At 38.6% G+C, this 17,274-nt stretch carries 13 protein-coding genes and 2 pseudogenes; 3 read left to right on the forward strand and 12 right to left on the reverse strand.

Annotation, left to right across the window (positions count from 1 at the left end):
* Positions 1 to 20 precede the first annotated feature (20 nt).
* Positions 21 to 1,394, reverse strand: a complete 1,374-nt coding sequence (gene gndA, locus PALI_RS07845) for an NADP-dependent phosphogluconate dehydrogenase (RefSeq protein WP_193155492.1) — start codon at positions 1,392 to 1,394, stop codon at positions 21 to 23.
* Positions 1,395 to 1,765: 371 nt separating this feature from the next.
* On the opposite strand from gndA, the gene pyk reads away from it, so the two are divergent.
* Positions 1,766 to 3,202, forward strand: coding sequence for a pyruvate kinase (pyk, locus tag PALI_RS07850; RefSeq protein WP_193155493.1), 1,437 nt, complete (start codon positions 1,766 to 1,768; stop codon positions 3,200 to 3,202).
* 271 nt (positions 3,203 to 3,473) lie between these two features.
* Here the strand turns inward: pyk and PALI_RS07855 are convergent, their stop codons facing one another.
* The 11 genes and pseudogenes from PALI_RS07855 to thrS form a co-directional block, all read right to left on the reverse strand.
* Positions 3,474 to 4,298, reverse strand: a complete 825-nt coding sequence (locus PALI_RS07855) for a LytR/AlgR family response regulator transcription factor (protein WP_077538065.1) — start codon at positions 4,296 to 4,298, stop codon at positions 3,474 to 3,476.
* Positions 4,295 to 5,368: a sensor histidine kinase gene (locus tag PALI_RS07860; RefSeq protein ID WP_077538066.1), complete on the reverse strand. Its 1,074-nt coding sequence runs from the start codon at positions 5,366 to 5,368 to the stop codon at positions 4,295 to 4,297. The genes PALI_RS07855 and PALI_RS07860 overlap by 4 nt, the downstream gene beginning before the upstream one ends.
* A 188-nt stretch (positions 5,369 to 5,556) precedes the next feature.
* Positions 5,557 to 7,113: a SulP family inorganic anion transporter gene (locus PALI_RS07865; protein ID WP_193155494.1), complete on the reverse strand. Its 1,557-nt coding sequence runs from the start codon at positions 7,111 to 7,113 to the stop codon at positions 5,557 to 5,559.
* Between the two features lie 122 nt (positions 7,114 to 7,235).
* Entirely contained in the window at positions 7,236 to 7,694 is a 459-nt protein-coding gene (locus PALI_RS07870; protein ID WP_077538068.1) for an Lrp/AsnC family transcriptional regulator, read from the reverse strand.
* A gap of 258 nt (positions 7,695 to 7,952) precedes the next feature.
* A pseudogene (locus PALI_RS07875) lies at positions 7,953 to 8,228 on the reverse strand (MBL fold metallo-hydrolase); the annotation flags it as partial.
* A 236-nt stretch (positions 8,229 to 8,464) separates the two neighbouring features.
* Positions 8,465 to 8,570: pseudogene (locus PALI_RS20325) on the reverse strand (MBL fold metallo-hydrolase); the annotation flags it as partial.
* Position 8,571: 1 nt separating this feature from the next.
* Positions 8,572 to 10,392: a M14 family metallopeptidase gene (locus PALI_RS07880; protein ID WP_193155495.1), complete on the reverse strand. Its 1,821-nt coding sequence runs from the start codon at positions 10,390 to 10,392 to the stop codon at positions 8,572 to 8,574.
* Positions 10,393 to 11,141: 749 nt separating this feature from the next.
* On the reverse strand, positions 11,142 to 11,501 hold the full coding sequence (rplT, locus tag PALI_RS07885) for a 50S ribosomal protein L20 (protein ID WP_002960711.1): 360 nt from the start codon (positions 11,499 to 11,501) through the stop codon (positions 11,142 to 11,144).
* Positions 11,502 to 11,516: 15 nt separating this feature from the next.
* Complete coding sequence (rpmI, locus tag PALI_RS07890; protein ID WP_002960713.1) at positions 11,517 to 11,717, reverse strand: 50S ribosomal protein L35; 201 nt, start codon at positions 11,715 to 11,717, stop codon at positions 11,517 to 11,519.
* A gap of 212 nt (positions 11,718 to 11,929) precedes the next feature.
* Entirely contained in the window at positions 11,930 to 12,490 is a 561-nt protein-coding gene (gene infC / locus PALI_RS07895) for a translation initiation factor IF-3 (RefSeq protein WP_077538071.1), read from the reverse strand.
* A gap of 58 nt (positions 12,491 to 12,548) precedes the next feature.
* Positions 12,549 to 14,459, reverse strand: coding sequence for a threonine--tRNA ligase (gene thrS / locus PALI_RS07900; protein ID WP_182701963.1), 1,911 nt, complete (start codon positions 14,457 to 14,459; stop codon positions 12,549 to 12,551).
* Between the two features lie 355 nt (positions 14,460 to 14,814).
* Here thrS and PALI_RS07905 point away from each other — a divergent pair, with 355 nt between their 5' ends.
* Positions 14,815 to 15,261 (forward strand): DUF3010 family protein, encoded by a 447-nt coding sequence (locus PALI_RS07905; protein WP_007582681.1) that lies wholly within the window; start codon positions 14,815 to 14,817, stop codon positions 15,259 to 15,261.
* Between the two features lie 184 nt (positions 15,262 to 15,445).
* Positions 15,446 to 17,179 carry an AMP-binding protein gene (locus PALI_RS07910; protein WP_193155496.1) on the forward strand — a complete coding sequence of 578 codons (1,734 nt, stop codon included), beginning with the start codon at positions 15,446 to 15,448 and terminating at the stop codon, positions 17,177 to 17,179.
* The last annotated feature ends 95 nt before the right edge of the window (positions 17,180 to 17,274 follow it).

Raw genomic sequence — 17,274 nt, forward strand, 5'->3', positions numbered from 1 at the left:
CCAGAAGCTCAGGTTAGCTATTAACGAACTTTAGCGTCTATCTCGACTAAATCTGTTAAATGGCATGTTTCACCACTGTGGGTTTTAATACCGTGTTCACCAAAGTAATCACGCTGGGCTTGTACTAAATGCCCATTACTTGGTGTTGTTAACGTTGCAAAGTAAGTTTGTGTTGAACTTAGCACTGGAAATGCTAAGCCTGACATAATTGCTTGACCGGTAATTTTACGAAGAGCAGCGGCTTCCTTATCTAAAGAATCGATAAATTCAACGCCCTGCGCCACACTATCTAAGTAGTCAGCACGAATAATACACCCTGCACGCCAAGTCTGTAATGTTTTAGATAAATCTACTTTCCATTGATGTGTACGCGACGCCCCTTTTATAAGTGCTAACCCTTGGCGATAAGCTAATAAACTTGCAAGCGTAAACGCATCTTTCAATTCGTCTAAATCAATATCAACTGTGTTGGTTGATTTAGCTGCGTAGGTCATCTCTTGAGCGGCCGTTGTATCACATGCATTCGTTAAATGACGAGCTTGAACAGCTGCAACTAAAGATGGTACTGCAATTCCCAACTCAAGTGCATTTTGTGCAGTCCAAAGGCCTGTACCTTTTGCGCCAACTTTGTTATCAATTAAATCAACAAGCGGCATGTTTTTTTGGTTTTCAAGAGATAAGATATGGCTAGAAATGGAAAGTAAGTAACTATTTAGTTGACCTTTTGACCAGTCATCAAAAATGGCAGCCACTTCTTTAGGTGAACGATTAGTGCCTAGGCGAAGTAATTGATAGACCTCAGCAATTAATTGCATTAGTGCGTATTCAATACCGTTGTGCACCATTTTTACAAAATGACCACTCGCTGATTGACCAACACGTGCAAAACATGACTCGTCATTATAGCTTGCAGCCACTTTTTCAAACCAAGGTTCTATGCGCTCCCAACCACCTTCAGAGCCACTTGCCATCATTGCAGGGCCATGACGAGCGCCTTCGGCACCACCAGATATTCCCATTGTGGCAAATTCAAATTTGTTTTGGTATTTAAGCTTACGTGTAATGCCGTCTTTGTAGTTGCTATTACCACAATCGACTATCATATCGTTACAATCGACGCCCGCATCTACCAGTTCATTACAAACCGTATCAACTAACTCACCCGCTGGAACAAGTAATAAGATAGAGCGAGGTGCTTCTAAACGCTGAACCATGTCTCTTAAATCAGAAACAATGTGGAGCCTATCGGCCATCCCCTGAGATTTAGCACAACTTAATAACTCTTCACCCGCATTCGGATTTTTGTCATAAGCGACTAGCGTGATCCCTTTTTCAATCAAGTTTAAAGCAAGATTTTTTCCCATAACGCCTAACCCGACTAATGCAACTTGCATTTAGTGTCCTCCTCGGTAACAACTATTTGGTTAGTGGATGTAAATAATACCGTGTGATTTATAATGCTTAATCATAAAAGACTAATCTTAGTTATAATACACATGCTTTTTTATTATAGATAAACAAGCTCTGTAATTATATCAAACATCAGTCCTCTGAGGGTGACAAAAAGCGAAGCTATTTAAAATTTAAGAACATTGACGCATTCTGACACCGGTGTCATAATGATGACACATTAGTTTTGTATAAAATAGTGACAATAATACTAATATTGTCCAAAACTAAAAATATTTTTACCTTTTTGTGTTTATATTTTAAATAGAAAAACAACCGTTAACCCGCTTACATCTTAAGCACACAGGAGAATTTGATGCTTAGACGCACGAAAATAGTTGCTACCCTTGGGCCTGCTACCGATAGAGATAACAATTTAGAAAAAATTATTCGCGCTGGTGCCAACGTAGTACGATTAAACTTCTCACACGGTATTGCACAAGATCATAAAGACCGTGCACAAGCGGTTCGTGATATAGCTAAAAAATTAGGCAAGCATATTGCCATACTTGCTGATCTTCAAGGTCCTAAAATTCGCGTTTCTACTTTTAAAGAAGGTAAAGTAACACTTGCAGTAGGTGCTAAATTTACCCTTGATGCAAAAATGGAAAAGGGCGAAGGCGATGTTAATTCAGTTGGTATTGATTATAAAGAATTACCAAACGATGTAAGCCCTAACGATTTACTACTTTTAAACGATGGACTTATTCAGTTAAGCGTTGATGAGGTAGCGGGTCACTTAGTGCATTGTACCGTGACTGTTGGTGGTGTTTTATCTAACAATAAAGGCATTAACCGTTTAGGTGGTGGCTTAACAGCGCCTGCATTTACTGAAAAAGATAAAGAAGATTTAATAACAGCGGCTGAAATTGACGTCGATTACATTGCAGTATCATTTCCACGTAGTGGCGATGATATGCGCTACGTTCGCTCTCTAGCTGAAGCGGCTGGTTCAAAGGCACAATTACTTGCTAAAATTGAACGCGCAGAAGCAGTCGAAACACAAGACGCGGTTGATGACATTATTTTAGCATCTGATGCAGTAATGGTTGCACGTGGTGACTTAGGTGTTGAAATTGGCGATGCTGCCCTTATGGGTAAACAAAAACTAATTATTCGTCGCGCTCGCTCATTAAATCGTACTGTAATAACAGCAACGCAAATGATGGAATCGATGATCGATAACCCTATGCCTACACGTGCAGAAGTTATGGATGTTGCAAACGCCGTTCTTGACGGAACAGATGCTGTAATGCTTTCTGCTGAAACAGCGGCTGGTGATTACCCTGAAGAAACAGTTGCCACAATGGCACGTGTTTGTTTAGGTGCTGAATCTCAAAAAGAAACACACGTTTCTAAACATCGTTTAGATAGTCGTTTTTCTAGCAATGCAGAATCAATTGCCCTTTCTGCTATGTATGCTGCAAATCACTTAGATTCTGTTAAAGCAATTATTACACTGACTGAATCTGGTAGCACCGCTAAACTTATGTCGCGTATTAGCTCTGGTTTACCAATCTACTCGCTTTCACGTCATGCAAGTACTTTAGGCCAGACCGCACTTTATCGTGGTGTTTATCCAGTATTTTTTGATTCTACAAAAGCTGAAAAAGACGGCATGGTAAAAGCAGCACTTGATACTTTAGTTGCTCAAGGGTCTTTGCACTCTGGCGATACAGTAATTATTACTCACGGTGACTCAATGGAAACTGTGGGCGCAACGAACACAATGAAAATTGTAACTGTTGCATAGTTAATGACTAAATAGCTTGAGCTCTGGATAATAAATCTCTTAACCAGAGTTCAGTTTAAATATAAAAAATGCGAGCCTAGGACCTGTAATAAACAACTTTTTATCAGTGTTATACCAATCTGCTTATATATGGGGTCTATTTAACGTTAAGAAAATTACGCTAGAACTAGGCAAAAGTTTTTGTATCTAGTTGTTCTAAATAAAAAATTTTTAACGACGTTATAGTGCAATTTAATTCGTTAAATTGATCAAAGGTTTATGCAGGTTGGTATTAACTGGCTAGTGCCGCTTTTACCTTATCTCGGTAGCTACGGCTTACTTTAAGCTCTTGCCCGTTTTCAAGTACTAATAAATACTCGCCACTCACTTGTGTAACCAATTTACTAATTTGTTTTGTGTTAACAATCGCACTACGGTGAACGCGGACAAACAAATGAGGATCTAACTCTTGCTCTAGCTCTTTCATTGTTTTACGTAAAATATGCGTTTGTCCATCTTGGCAATGCAAGCACATATAATCCCCCGCAGCGTCAACCCATTGAATAGTCGCAACTGGGACGCGAATTATTTCGCCCTGCTCTTTTACGGCCAATGATTCTGGGTAGCGCCTGTCTGTTAATGTATCACCTGTCGCTAGTTTTTTTAGTATTTCTTCACAATTATTACCAGTAATACCGGCTACAAAACTCGCTAGTTTTTTCTTATGGGCGTTATCTTGCTGCGTTTTTAAGTAGGTATGCACTTTCTCTACCGCCTGTTTTAGTCTGTTGTCATCAACGGGTTTTAAAATATAATCTAAAGCATGAATTTCAAACGCTTTCACTGCAAATTGATCAAACGCAGTTACAAACACAATCGCAGGGAGTACTTTTGTGCTTTCGCTAAGTGCTCGTGCAACTTCAAACCCGTTCATACCTGGCATTTGAATGTCTAAAAATACCAAATCTATCTTTTCGCTTTTGCATGTTTCTATTGCGTCTGCACCCGAGCTACATAATTTTATCACTTCAATGTCAGCAAATTCTGCAAGCCTAACATCTAAACCTTTGCGTGCTAATGGTTCATCATCAACAATAAGTGTTTTTATTTTTATCATTTCTTCACAGCCTTCTCAAACGGTACTCGCAGATTAACTTTTAATCCACTTGGCGTATTATGTGATAATACAAACGAATAGTTATTTTCGTAGAGCGTTTTTAATCTATCTTTAGTATTTGCAACACCTACACCTTGGGCATTAACTAACTGACCATTTTTTATTTCAGTGCCAGGCCCATTATCACCAACTTCTAGGAGCAATTCATTGGCAAATACTTGTGCTTTTATATCGATTACGCCGCCATGTGATAAATGAGCTATAGCGTATTTAATCGCATTTTCAATAATAGGTTGCAGTATTAAGCTAGGCACTAGCGCCTCTTTTGCTTGCTCGCTTACTTCTACGTTCACTTTTAATCGCTCGTCAAAGCGTACACGTTCTATTTCTAAGTACAACATCAAAGCATGCAACTCTTGCTCTAATGGCACTTTTTTTATTGGATCCGTGTTTAAGGTATAACGTAAAAAATCACTTAATTTCGATACCATTAAATTAGCATCTTTATTTTCTTTAACCAAAATTAATGTTGAAATAGCATTAAGTGTGTTAAATAAAAAGTGAGGGTTTAGCTGGTATCGCAACATTTTTAATTGTGCTTCGTGTGCCATCGTTGTTGCTTTAAGCGCTTTTTGACGTTCACCTTGCAACAATTGATAATACTTAACACCAAAATATAAGCCACTCCAGCACAGTATAATATAAACCGAGTCTAAGCCCTGTTGTAAATAATAAAACCACTCTTCGGGCCTATAACCATGGCGATAAATTTCCCACAGATTAAACTTTTGAACCACCGCCCATAAAGTGCCTGTTACGTAAGAAGCACCAAACACAACCACCATAAGCACCCAAGGTGAAGCATTCCATACCGTGCGATATATATAACGCAGTGGGACAGTCATCAAACAACCGGCGTAAGCATTGAGCAAAATCACAAACACGTAGATATCGCGCATTTCAAATACTTTAGAGCCGATGTAATTTACAAGCGCATAACCAATCCAGCCTGCAATTTGCAGGAGCCAAAAAAAGCGCTGTCGATTATCAACTAAAGATTGCCAGTTCACAATTTACGTTTACTCCATAGTGTTAAAGTCTAATTCGACTTACACATTATATAGATTTATCAGAATGTTTAGCACTACCAACTGTCTTAGTTTTTAAGAGCCTTAACGCAAAGTTGTATAGCGCCGATAATAAAAAAGCGAAAGGGTGTGACCTTTCGCTTTTTTAATACTATTTATTAAATAGGTGACTATGCAAGCTTGTCTGAAGCAACCTTGTAAGTTGGATCTTCAATGACATTTACTTCTACTAAATCACGTGCTTTGTGTAGTAACTGAGTACAGTCTTTGCTTAAATGACGCAAATGAAGCTGCTTACCCGCTTTAGTGTATTTTTCAGCAAGTGCATCAATTGCTTCTATAGCACTGTGATCTGAAACACGGCTATGTTTAAATTCAACTATTACGTCTTTAGGATCATTTTTAACATCAAATAACTCAGAGAAGTTTTTTACTGAACCAAAGAATAATGGACCGTGTAGTTCATATACTTTAGCACCTTCATTATCAATGTAGTTTGTTGTATATATATGCTTAGCATGCTGCCAAGCAAATACAAGTGCAGAGACTATAACACCTACGCACACGGCAATTGCTAAATCAGTAATAACGGTTACACCCGAAACCAGTACAATCACAAATGCATCAGATAATGGTACACGCTTCATCATTTTGAAGCTTGCCCATTCAAATGTACCAAGTACAACCATAAACATTACACCAACAAGTGCAGCTAATGGGATCATTTCAATTAGGCTTGATGCAAAAATAATAAAACCAAGTAACATAAGCGCAGCACTTATACCTGATAAACGAGAGCGGCCGCCTGAATTTATGTTGATCATAGATTGACCAATCATTGCACAGCCACCCATAGCACCAAACATACCACACGTAATATTTGCAGCACCTTGACCAATACACTCTTTGTTGCTGTGACCGCGTGTTTCTGTTATTTCATCAATTAAGCTAAGTGTTAATAATGATTCAATTAAACCAATTGCCGCCAATATAAGCGCGTATGGGAAAATAATTTGTAATGTTTCTAAATTAAAAGGCACCATAGGAATATGAAACTCTGGCAGGCCGCCGGCAATTGTAGCGGCTTCATCGCCTGTCATTCCTTTTAAGAAATCAAGTACAGTGTGTGCTTCTAAATCAAAACCAATAACTAAACCCGTCACCGTTACAATAGCCACTAAAGAGGAAGGCACTGCGGTGGTTAACTTGGGTAAAAAATGAATGATTGCCATTGTTAATGCGACTAATCCAAACATTATAAACAGTGGGCTACCTGTCATCCACTGTTGTCCGCCCATACCGTCTGGTACTTTAAATTGCCCTAGCTGAGCTAAAAATATAACAATTGCCAAGCCATTCACAAAGCCCAACATAACTGGATGTGGCACCATTCGGATAAACTTTCCGAGCTTAAATATACCCGCAAGTATTTGCAATATCCCCATCAATAATACAGTCGCAAATAGATATTCTACACCATGGTCGAGCACTAAACTCACCATTACTACAGCCAATGCGCCAGTAGCACCTGAAATCATACCAGGGCGACCGCCAAAGATAGCTGTGATTAAACCAACGATAAACGCGGCATATAGACCAACTAAAGGTTCTACATTTGCAACAAAGGCAAACGCAACAGCTTCTGGTACCAAGGCAAGCGCCACGGTTAATCCAGAGAGAATATCGTTTTTAGCAGAGCTTGGCGCCCTACTGAGTAAGTTAAACATTGAGTTCCTCAAATGGTGTAATGGGTATTAAAAAAGCGCTAAATTCTATCAAATTAGCGCCCAGTTAACAATTGTCATTGTATGGTTAGGCTAAACGGTGTTTAACCTAACAGAAATGTATTTTATAGAGGAAGGGCTGTGCTGCGTTTTACGCACGTCATTGTCACATTGGAATGTACTTCTTGTACGTATTCTAAGCTTAATAGGTTATCACGAACAAAGTGCTCATAACCTTCAATACCTTGTGAGATAATGCGTAACATAAAGTCCATTGTTCCTGCCATAGTGTAACACTCGGTTACTTGATCATAGCTCATGATCAGCTTTTCAAACTCGGCTAGATTCTTTTTCCCGTGATTAGATAAACGTACGTGAGCATAAACGAGCATATCAAAACCAAGTTTCTTTTCGTCTAAAAGAGCAACTTTGCTTTTTATATAACCATCTTGTTCAAGCTTCGCGATACGACGCCAACAAGGAGATTGTGATAAGCCAACTTTATCCGCTATTTCTGCAGTAGATAAACTAGCGTCTTGTTGTAAAAGTGCCAAAATTTGGCGATCTACGTGATTTAGAGACATTTTATTTCTTATTTATCAAATAAACTGGTTAAATTATACAGCTATTTTAAAAAACAGTCTGCTTATTTTTATCTTTTCTAAGTTACTTTCTTATCTCAAACATGAATTGGCATTAACCTATAGCCCACTGTCGTGTTCTACCAATTGAATTAAATTAGTGATCTGTTATAGCGATAAGAAAATAGCTCAATAACGAGGTTTGAATTATGATATATAGTTGTTCTATATAAATAATTTTTAACGTAGTTAGTGAGTTATTTAATACGCTAGAATGATCATGTTTTTAATAAAATTGGTATTACTACCATGCCCTGCTAATTTTTTTGAATTATTAGGTAGTGTTAGTATTTGCGTTTTAATTTATTCAATTAATTGTTCACTGGTTCCCTTGGGGAAATCAGTACGCCCTACTGAGCCTTCAAATATTACGTCACCGACAATAACGCATTGCTGCGTTTGTTTATAAAACACAACATACCCATGTGTATGTCCAGAACAATGCTTTACGTTAAACGTTAGGTTACCAACACTGACAGCGTCTGCTAGGGCCTGTTGACCTTTCAGGATTGAAATTTGTTCTATCTAGGGGCTATTTAATCGCGACGCGAGGTTTGTAAGCTAGTGGGCTCGGTAACTGCTCCTGCGTTACTCTAATGGCTTACATCCCTGTAAGAATAAGTAAAAACCGAGCAACAAAGAGTAAATTGCCCCTAGGCAGAACCCAAGGGCAGCGCATGTTTGGCATTAATGCTACGTTATCGCCTATTTATGGGAATAACCACCTAGGTCGACGACAACAGCTTGCTTAGTCTCTGAGCAAACTATAATACGGCAATTTTGAGCAAAGGGTGTGACAGAAATCCTTATGATCTGCATATTATATTTCTTTATCTTTTTGATCAGGTATAACAACCTTTTCTTCGAACGACATAAGTATTGGGTATTTTAAATAGGCTTGATCATAGAAAGGGCTGTGCTCATACAGCCAATTTAAACGTGCATCAGGGTCTAGAGAAAATGCCTTGTCGTCATTAATTCTTTTATCAAACGCGAGTGCAAGCGTTGGGTTATCTTTTAGCATTTTACGAGCGTATGGAATTAACGCATAATTTTCCATGTATTCTGTTCGCTGAAAAATGGTGTTAAATTCACCCCACGCAAAAAATGAATCTGGTGCCTCCGGATGCAACAAATGCACCGCTAACTCACCTGCTTTTTGTTGCGTTGTTACTTGATACCAACCATCCAAATCGATATTGATGACAGGCAAATAATCAAAACTAGCCGACACTCTGAAGCGACCTTCAAAGGGCGCTTTATCAAACGAGTGCTCTGTTACTTTAGCCACTTTTAAAGGCTGTGTATTTGCCCCTTCTAGTTTATTAACAGAAACACCGTGTAACTTTAATTTCTCAATAATATCGCTGTACACTGGTGGAATAAAAAACGCCTTAGGTACTTCAACCGTATGCCCTACATCTTTTTGCCAATAAATAGGTAAGTCAATATATGTTTGTGCTTTACCTAAATACTTCACTTCATTTTGACCCGAGAGTACATTCATGCTTGATGAATATTCAATACCTTTAAACTGTGCAATAGTGTCAGCCTGCTTGGCATAGCCACGCTTTACTATTAACTGTTTAGGAACAAATTCTTGTTCTTTTTTTACTGCATTAGCTAGCTCGTGACTATGCGTTGAAAGTGCATTAATTACGCCATCTAAAAACACATACGTACCCAATACACGCTGTTTATAAGGCTTTAATGAATGGTTTTCTACTAAAATAGTAGGGAGAGACTTTAAATCACCCCAACCGTTAGAATAACGAGGTGTTGCCACCCATCCCGCGAGGCCTTTTTTAAAGTCACGTTTATCCATAACAAAAACAAGTGGTCCAGGTGTGTGTCCTTGCTCAGCTAGCGTATTGTCAATCACCGGTTTAAAAAACTGATTTAACGTATCAGATACCGCTGGCGATTCGCTTGAAAAGACCGGATTGTAGCCATAAGTCACATCGTATTGGTAATCTGCGCCATCGGTTACATGTATATCAATGTATAAATTTGGGTTGTAGTCGTTAATAACCTTTAAAACACTTCTAACTTCTGGAGTATCTAATTTAGTAAAATCGCGATTTAAATTAAGATTGTTCGCATTTGTTCTAAAGCCCATTTTAGCAGGGCCACGCTGGTTGATCCGATTGAATACACTACTGCGTTCGTGCCCATCTACATTCAAAATAGGAATAAATAAGATATTTACCTTTTTTAGAATATCGCGGCGTTTGCCTGTCGCAATATCCCTAAGTAACATAAACATGGCATCTTTGCCGTCTATTTCTCCCGCATGGATCCCTGCTTGAATAAAAATAGTTGGCTTAGTGCTATTAGCCATTTTACCGGCTTCAAAAAAACCTTGTTCACTTGCAACTAGCATTTTAATTGCACGTTTACTATTGCTATAGCCTATTGTTTGCGATTTAAACTGGGTGGGGTTTGCAGCAACAAGCCTATCTACAAATGCCATAGTTCCTGCATAATCAGGTGAAATTTCACCGTCAGACAACTCAAAGTCAGTCGTCAATGGACCCTGTTTTTGTAAAAGCTCTACGCTTTGGCCTTGCCACTCAATGAGAGGAGGCAAATGTGCGTCATACGCCACACTTGCAGATAAAAATAATAAACTTGCAAACATAAAAATCTCTAACAAACGCGTTAATTATATAAATTATATCAAGTAATTTTTTTTTAATGAGGAAACTGCGGTGATTCAACAAAAAAATGCAGCCAATTACATATCACACGTTCAAGTCCGTAATTTAGTATTATTAGTGTCTTTTAATTCAATGTATTAATATGCAAAAGCCTAGCTTTACTAACTCTGTAGTCACTTTAATAATACTAACAGCAATAAATTAGTGAGCAATTATAGCGATAATATGTAAATAACCAGACGAAAATAACATAGGGCTGTCTCGGCAATTACTTCCTGTATCCTTACAGTCGATTACTAATACCAATCTGCTTATATATGGGGTCTATTTAACGTTAAGAAGATTACGCTAGAACTAGGCAAAATTTTTGTATCTAGTGTTCTAAATAAAAAAATTTTAAGGACGTTATAATGAAATTTAATTCGTTAAATTGCTCAAAGATTGATGCAAGTTGGTGTAAGTAACCTGAACTCTGAATAATAAATCTATCCCAAGCAGCTATTTTCAGCGCTAACTACGTTGAATTTACTTGCAATACCCTAGCTATTGACGCGCAAATTCGCCTTGTTTTCACTGCAAATCTCTCGCTAGAGAAAATAAATTTAAATATCACCATTATTCAATACGTTCGTAAATCTCTTAACCAGAGTTCAGGTTAAGTAAGGTCACTCAAGGTTTAAGCACAAAAAAAGGAGCCATAGGCTCCTTTTTGATACTTATATGAAAAAGCTTAAGCCGCTAGGCCTTCTTTTGCTTTTTCTACAAGCGCTGCGAATGCAACTTGGTCATAAACAGCGATATCTGCAAGGATCTTACGATCGATTTCTACAGAAGTCTTTTTAAGACCGTTGATAAAACGGCTGTAAGACAGACCATTTTGACGTGAAGCAGCATTGATACGTGCAATCCATAATTGACGGAATGTACGTTTCTTCGCACGACGGTCACGGTAAGCGTATTGACCCGCTTTAGTAACAGCCTGGAAAGCTACGCGGTAAACACGTGAACGTGCTCCGTAGTAACCTTTTGCTTGTTTTAAAACTTTTTTGTGACGTGCACGTGCGACAACGCCGCGTTTAACTCTTGCCATTTCTAAAAACCCCTATTAAGCGAACGGTAACATACGTGAAACTAGACCATGGTCATTTTTATGAACCATCATCTTAGGACGTAGGTGTAACTTACGCTTAGACGTTTTCTTAGTCAGAATATGACGAAGATGCGCTTGTTTACGCTTGAAACCGCCAGAAGCAGTCTTTTTGAAACGCTTAGCAGCGCCACTGTGACTTTTTAGCTTATAAGCCATTGCAATAACTCCAATTGTATTGCTTTTAAATTAGTAAGTAGGCGTGAGATATATTTCTATAGCTCCACTTTTAGGCCTAACTTACTGCCATGTTCCGGTGAAGACCCAACATAAATGCTGCAATCTTACTTTAAGACCGGTTAACCTAGGTGAATATTTGCATATTAACTTGCAGACCTAGGCTAATTTCGGTGCGTATTATCGCTTAAAAATTATTTTTTAGCAACAGGCGCCATCATCATAACCATTTGGCGGCCTTCAACACGATTTGGGAAAGACTCTACAACTGCAAGCTCTTCTAAATCGGTTTTGATACGGTTTAATAATTCTATACCAATTTCTTGGTGAGCCATTTCACGACCACGGAAGCGGATGGTTATTTTAGCTTTATCGCCACCTTCTAAGAACTTACGTAAGTTGCGAAGCTTAACCTGATAATCACCTTCATCCGTACCAGGACGGAATTTGATTTCTTTTATCTGGATCTGCTTTTGCTTCTTCTTCTGCTCTTTCAGTTCTTTACTTTTTTCAAAGATGAACTTACCGTAGTCCATGATTCTACAAACAGGCGGCTCAGCATTTGGGCTAATCTCAACAAGATCAACACCCGCTGCGTCAGCCATAGTTTGTGCGTCTTTTAATGACTGAATTCCAGCTTGTTCGCCTTCAAGGTCAATTAAACGAACTTCTTGAGCTGTAATTTCTTCGTTAATACGATTTTTTTGGGCTGTTTGTTGCCCTTTCTTGCCGCCTCTAATAGTACGTTCCTCCAAGAATATTAATAATATAAGCGTGTAATTGGCTGTTTGTTATGCCTTACACGCTCTGTTTTTACTGTCGACTTTTAATTTCTTCGCTAATTTTAGCTACAAAATCGTCAACATTAAATTTGCCAAGGTCTTCACCTGTGCGCGTACGCACTGCTACTTCTTGCTGCTCAACTTCTTTATCGCCAACAACAAGTAAGTATGGAATACGCTTAAGTGTATGTTCACGGATTTTAAAGCCAATCTTCTCATTTCTCAAGTCAGCAGCGGCTCTAATACCTAATTTATTTAATTTTTGCACAACTTCTTTAACATAAGGCGCTTGTTTATCGGTAATATTCATAATTACCACTTGCTTTGGTGCAAGCCACGTTGGGAATAAACCGGCATACTCTTCTGTTAAAATACCAATAAAGCGTTCTATAGAACCTAAAATGGCACGATGTATCATTACAGGTGTACGACGTTCATTATTTTCTGCTACATAAGTAGCGCCTAAACGACCCGGTAATGCAAAATCTAGTTGCACTGTACCACACTGCCACGCTCTGTCTAAACAATCGTACAAAGTAAATTCAATTTTAGGACCGTAAAACGCGCCTTCACCCGGTAGGTAATCAAATTCAATATCATTTAGCTTAAGTGCATCAGCTAATGCAAGCTCAGCTTTATCCCACATATGGTCTTCACCAATGCGTTGTTCTGGGCGAGTTGAAAGCTTAACGACAATCTTCTCAAAACCGAATGTTTCATAGGTATCATAAACCATCTTAATACACGCTGACACTTCGTCCATTATCTGTTCTTCTGTACAGAAAATGTGAGCATCATCTTGTGTAAAGCCACGAACACGCATTAAGCCATGTAGTGCGCCTGATGGCTCGTTACGATGACAACAACCAAACTCAGCCATACGAAGTGGTAAATCACGGTACGACTTTAAACCTTGGTTAAAGATTTGCACGTGACCTGGGCAGTTCATTGGTTTAATTGCGTATTCACGCTTTTCAGACTCAGTGGTAAACATTGCGTCTGAATACTTTTCCCAGTGACCTGATTTTTCCCACAATGAACGGTCCATCATCATTGGACCTTTTACTTCTTCGTACTCATATTCGCGTAATTTTTCACGTACAAATTCTTCAAGTTCACGGTAAATGCTCCAACCATCGTTGTGCCAAAATACCATGCCTGGCGCTTCTTCTTGCCAATGCCATAAATCAAGCGCTTTACCAATGCGGCGGTGGTCGCGTTTTTCAGCTTCTTCAAGACGTTTTAAATACGCTTTAAGTTGCTTTTTATCGCCCCACGCTGTGCCGTAAATACGTTGTAGCATTTTGTTTTCTGAATCACCACGCCAATATGCACCTGCCACTTTCATTATTTTGAAGTTTTGGCAAAATTTCATGTTAGGAACGTGAGGTCCACGACACATGTCTACATATTCTTCGTGATGATATAAACCTGGACGATCATCTTTAGCAATGTTCTCGTCCAAAATTTCTATTTTGTATGTTTCGCCACGCGCTTCAAAAGTATCGCGTGCTTCTTGCCAGCTTACTGTTTTTTTCACTACGTCGTAGTTTGTTTTTGCAAGTTGCAACATACGCTTTTCAATTGCTTCAAGATCATCTTGTGATAATGAATGTTCCATATCGATATCGTAGTAAAAACCATTATCAATAGTAGGACCAATTGCCATTTTTGCGTCTGGGAAAAGTTGCTTAACTGCATGACCAATTAAGTGAGCACACGAGTGACGAATAATTTCAAGACCGTCATCGTCTTTTGCGGTGATGATCTCAAGGCGAGAATCTTCACTTATTAAGTCACATGCATCAACACGGTCGCCATTAACACGACCTGCAATGGTCGCTTTAGCTAAACCAGGACCAATATCGTTTGCAACATCAAGCGTACTTACAGGGTTTTCAAAACTACGTTGGCTTCCGTCTGGAAGAGTAATAACTGGCATTATAAATCCTTACTACAGTGGTGACACCTACAATGTATCACGTGTATTTTTATTAAATTAAATGAGAATGGCTCGACAACGCTTTTACGAATAAGCATTGACTAATTAATGTAGATGACGAGTCTGTTCAACTACAAGGATATATTGTCGCGTGCTGTGCATTTAATTACAAGTTTAAAGGGGTGAAATCCTCCAGTTTTGAGCACTAAATGCAGCTTTTAGTACAAAAAAAATCATTTAGTTAAAATATAAAAGCATCAACGCGCTAATTACACACCTACACCTACACCTACACTCGCATTTTAATGTGTGTTGCGTATAATACTGGGTAATTAAGTTATTTTAGAGAATAGACATGAGAACATGTGGTGTAGAAATTACCGGTAGTGATGTACTACTTTGTATTTTAAGTAAAGATAATGACGTATTTGATATTCGCGATGTGCGCCAAACACGCTTTACATTAGGTAACGGTAACGACACTGAAGTAATGCGTAAATTTCAATTCGATTTTGCAAAACTAATGCAAGATTACCAAATTGATTCTGTTGCAATCCGTGAGCGCCAGCCTAAAGGTAAATTTGCTGGCAGCGCAAAGGGATTCAAAATGGAAACTGCGATTCAATTAATTGACAATTTAGATGTACGTTTATTTACCACAACCGAAATTAAAGAACAGGTTAAGCGTAATCCTATTCCTATTGATTTTGAAGAAACGGGTCTTAAAAAGTACCAAGAAAATGCATTTGTAAATGCCTACGTTTATATAATGAAAAAAACATACCGCAGCGACGAAATGTAAACTCATTGCTCGTTTAAAAACGCGTACTTACTTTGTAAGACGCGTTTTTTTGTGCCTAAAAAACAGCTTTGGTTTTTATAAAACCACTAATACATTAGTCTAACCGCACTTCTCTTTGTCGACAATATGTGTTTATTTTAACTTTGTAGTTTAATAACTCACGCACATTTTCATGGAGAGAGCAATGCACACACACACTATTGCAGTAAAAGAAATAGAACAAATAAATCACTTACCGTTATCACAAAGCTATTTTAAAGGTATAAAAAGCACACCTTTAACAAATTCAACTATCGGCGAGTACTTTGATTTTATTGTCGACAAAAACCCAGAAGCATTAGCTGTAGTAGTTCATCATCAGGGTATTCGCTTAACGTATAAAGAATTTCAACAAGAAGTTAATCAACTTGCTATGGGGTTGCTTGCCCTTGGCATAAAACCTGGTGAGCGAGTGGGTATTTGGTCTCCTAATAATATTGAGTGGTGCTTAACCCAATTTGCAACGGCTAAAATTGGCGCAATAATGGTGTGTATTAATCCAGCATACCGCCCTAATGAATTACAATATGCGTTAAATAGTGTTGAGTGTTCAACCCTCATTACGGCATCAAACTTCAAAGGCAGTGACTATTTAGAGATGCTTAATGGTTTAGCGCCAGAACTTGCAACTTGCGATAAAAACGAACTAAATTTAAAAGCACTGCCCACTCTTAAAAATATAATTCGCATTGGCAATGAAGCATCTTCAGGTATGTATTGTTTTAATGACGTTATTAACTTGCCAACAGCAGCACATGCGCTCGAATTAAAAGCAATAGGTACACACTTAAATGCAGAGCAAGACATCAATATTCAATTTACATCAGGTACAACAGGCAGCCCAAAAGGCGCAACGCTTACCCATAAAAACATTTTAAATAACGCGCTATTTGTTGCCGAATCTATGCATTTTACAAGCGACGACAAATTATGTATCCCAGTCCCTTTATATCATTGTTTTGCGATGGTATTAGGCAGCTTATTGTGCGTAACTAAAGGCGCTGCGGCTATTTATCCTAGTGATTCATTTGATGCAAAAACTACCCTTGATGTAGTGCAACAAGAAGGTTGTACAGCGCTGCACGGTGTACCTACTATGTTTATTAGTGAGCTTGAGCTGAGTAATTTTAACGATTATAACCTAAGTACTTTACGCACGGGTGTTATGGCAGGCTCTACATGCCCAGAGCAAGTAATGCGAAAAGTACAAACACAAATGAACATGCATCAAGTACTTATTGCTTACGGGCAAACAGAGTGCAGCCCCATAAACAACATTACCGAAACAGACTCCTCAATAGAACGGCAAGTAACGACAGTTGGCCGCGCTCTTGCACATACTGAGGTTAAAATTATTGACGAGCTGGGTAATATTCAAAAAATTGGCCTACCAGGCGAAGTATGTAGTAAAGGGGCAGGCATAATGCGCTGCTATTGGAATGACGAAGCTAAAACACAAGCCACTATAGATGAAGGCGGTTGGCTGCACTCTGGTGATTTAGGTGTTATGGATACTGAAGGATTTGTAAGTATCGTTGGCAGGATCAAAGATATGATTATTCGTGGCGGCGAAAACATTTACCCTCGAGAAATAGAAGAAGTACTTTACACCTACCCGGGCATTCAAGATGCTGCCATATTTGGTATAACAGATGAAAGGTATGGCGAGGAAGTGTGCGCTTGGATCCAATCAAAAGAAGATGTTCTGCTTGATGAGCAGGCAATTCGTGACTTTTTGAAAGACAAACTAGCCTACTTTAAAATGCCACGACATATCCGCTTTGTAGAAAACTACCCAATGACAGTAACAGGTAAACTGCAAAAATTTAAAATGCGCGAGCAAATGCAAGAAGAGCTAAGCGATAAGGCTTTCTCTTAATTTCTCCTCTATGGAAAACCCGTATTGCGAATAATAAATATACCTCAAGCAACTATTAAAAAGCACAGCCAATTGGCTGTGCTTTTTGTGTTTTG

Origin of the sequence: Pseudoalteromonas aliena SW19 (assembly GCF_014905615.1) — a bacterium.
Classification (GTDB): domain Bacteria; phylum Pseudomonadota; class Gammaproteobacteria; order Enterobacterales; family Alteromonadaceae; genus Pseudoalteromonas; species Pseudoalteromonas aliena.

Coding starts and splice junctions, on each gene's coding strand:
- gndA (WP_193155492.1), bottom strand. CDS start 1,394: ATGCAAGTTGCATTAGTCGGGTTAGGCGTTATGGGAAAAAATCTTGCT.
- pyk (WP_193155493.1), top strand. CDS start 1,766: ATGCTTAGACGCACGAAAATAGTTGCTACCCTTGGGCCTGCTACCGAT.
- PALI_RS07855 (WP_077538065.1), bottom strand. CDS start 4,298: ATGATAAAAATAAAAACACTTATTGTTGATGATGAACCATTAGCACGC.
- PALI_RS07865 (WP_193155494.1), bottom strand. CDS start 7,113: ATGTTTAACTTACTCAGTAGGGCGCCAAGCTCTGCTAAAAACGATATT.
- PALI_RS07870 (WP_077538068.1), bottom strand. CDS start 7,694: ATGTCTCTAAATCACGTAGATCGCCAAATTTTGGCACTTTTACAACAA.
- PALI_RS07880 (WP_193155495.1), bottom strand. CDS start 10,392: ATGTTTGCAAGTTTATTATTTTTATCTGCAAGTGTGGCGTATGACGCA.
- rplT (WP_002960711.1), bottom strand. CDS start 11,501: ATGGCAAGAGTTAAACGCGGCGTTGTCGCACGTGCACGTCACAAAAAA.
- rpmI (WP_002960713.1), bottom strand. CDS start 11,717: ATGGCTTATAAGCTAAAAAGTCACAGTGGCGCTGCTAAGCGTTTCAAA.
- thrS (WP_182701963.1), bottom strand. CDS start 14,459: ATGCCAGTTATTACTCTTCCAGACGGAAGCCAACGTAGTTTTGAAAAC.
- PALI_RS07905 (WP_007582681.1), top strand. CDS start 14,815: ATGAGAACATGTGGTGTAGAAATTACCGGTAGTGATGTACTACTTTGT.
- PALI_RS07910 (WP_193155496.1), top strand. CDS start 15,446: ATGCACACACACACTATTGCAGTAAAAGAAATAGAACAAATAAATCAC.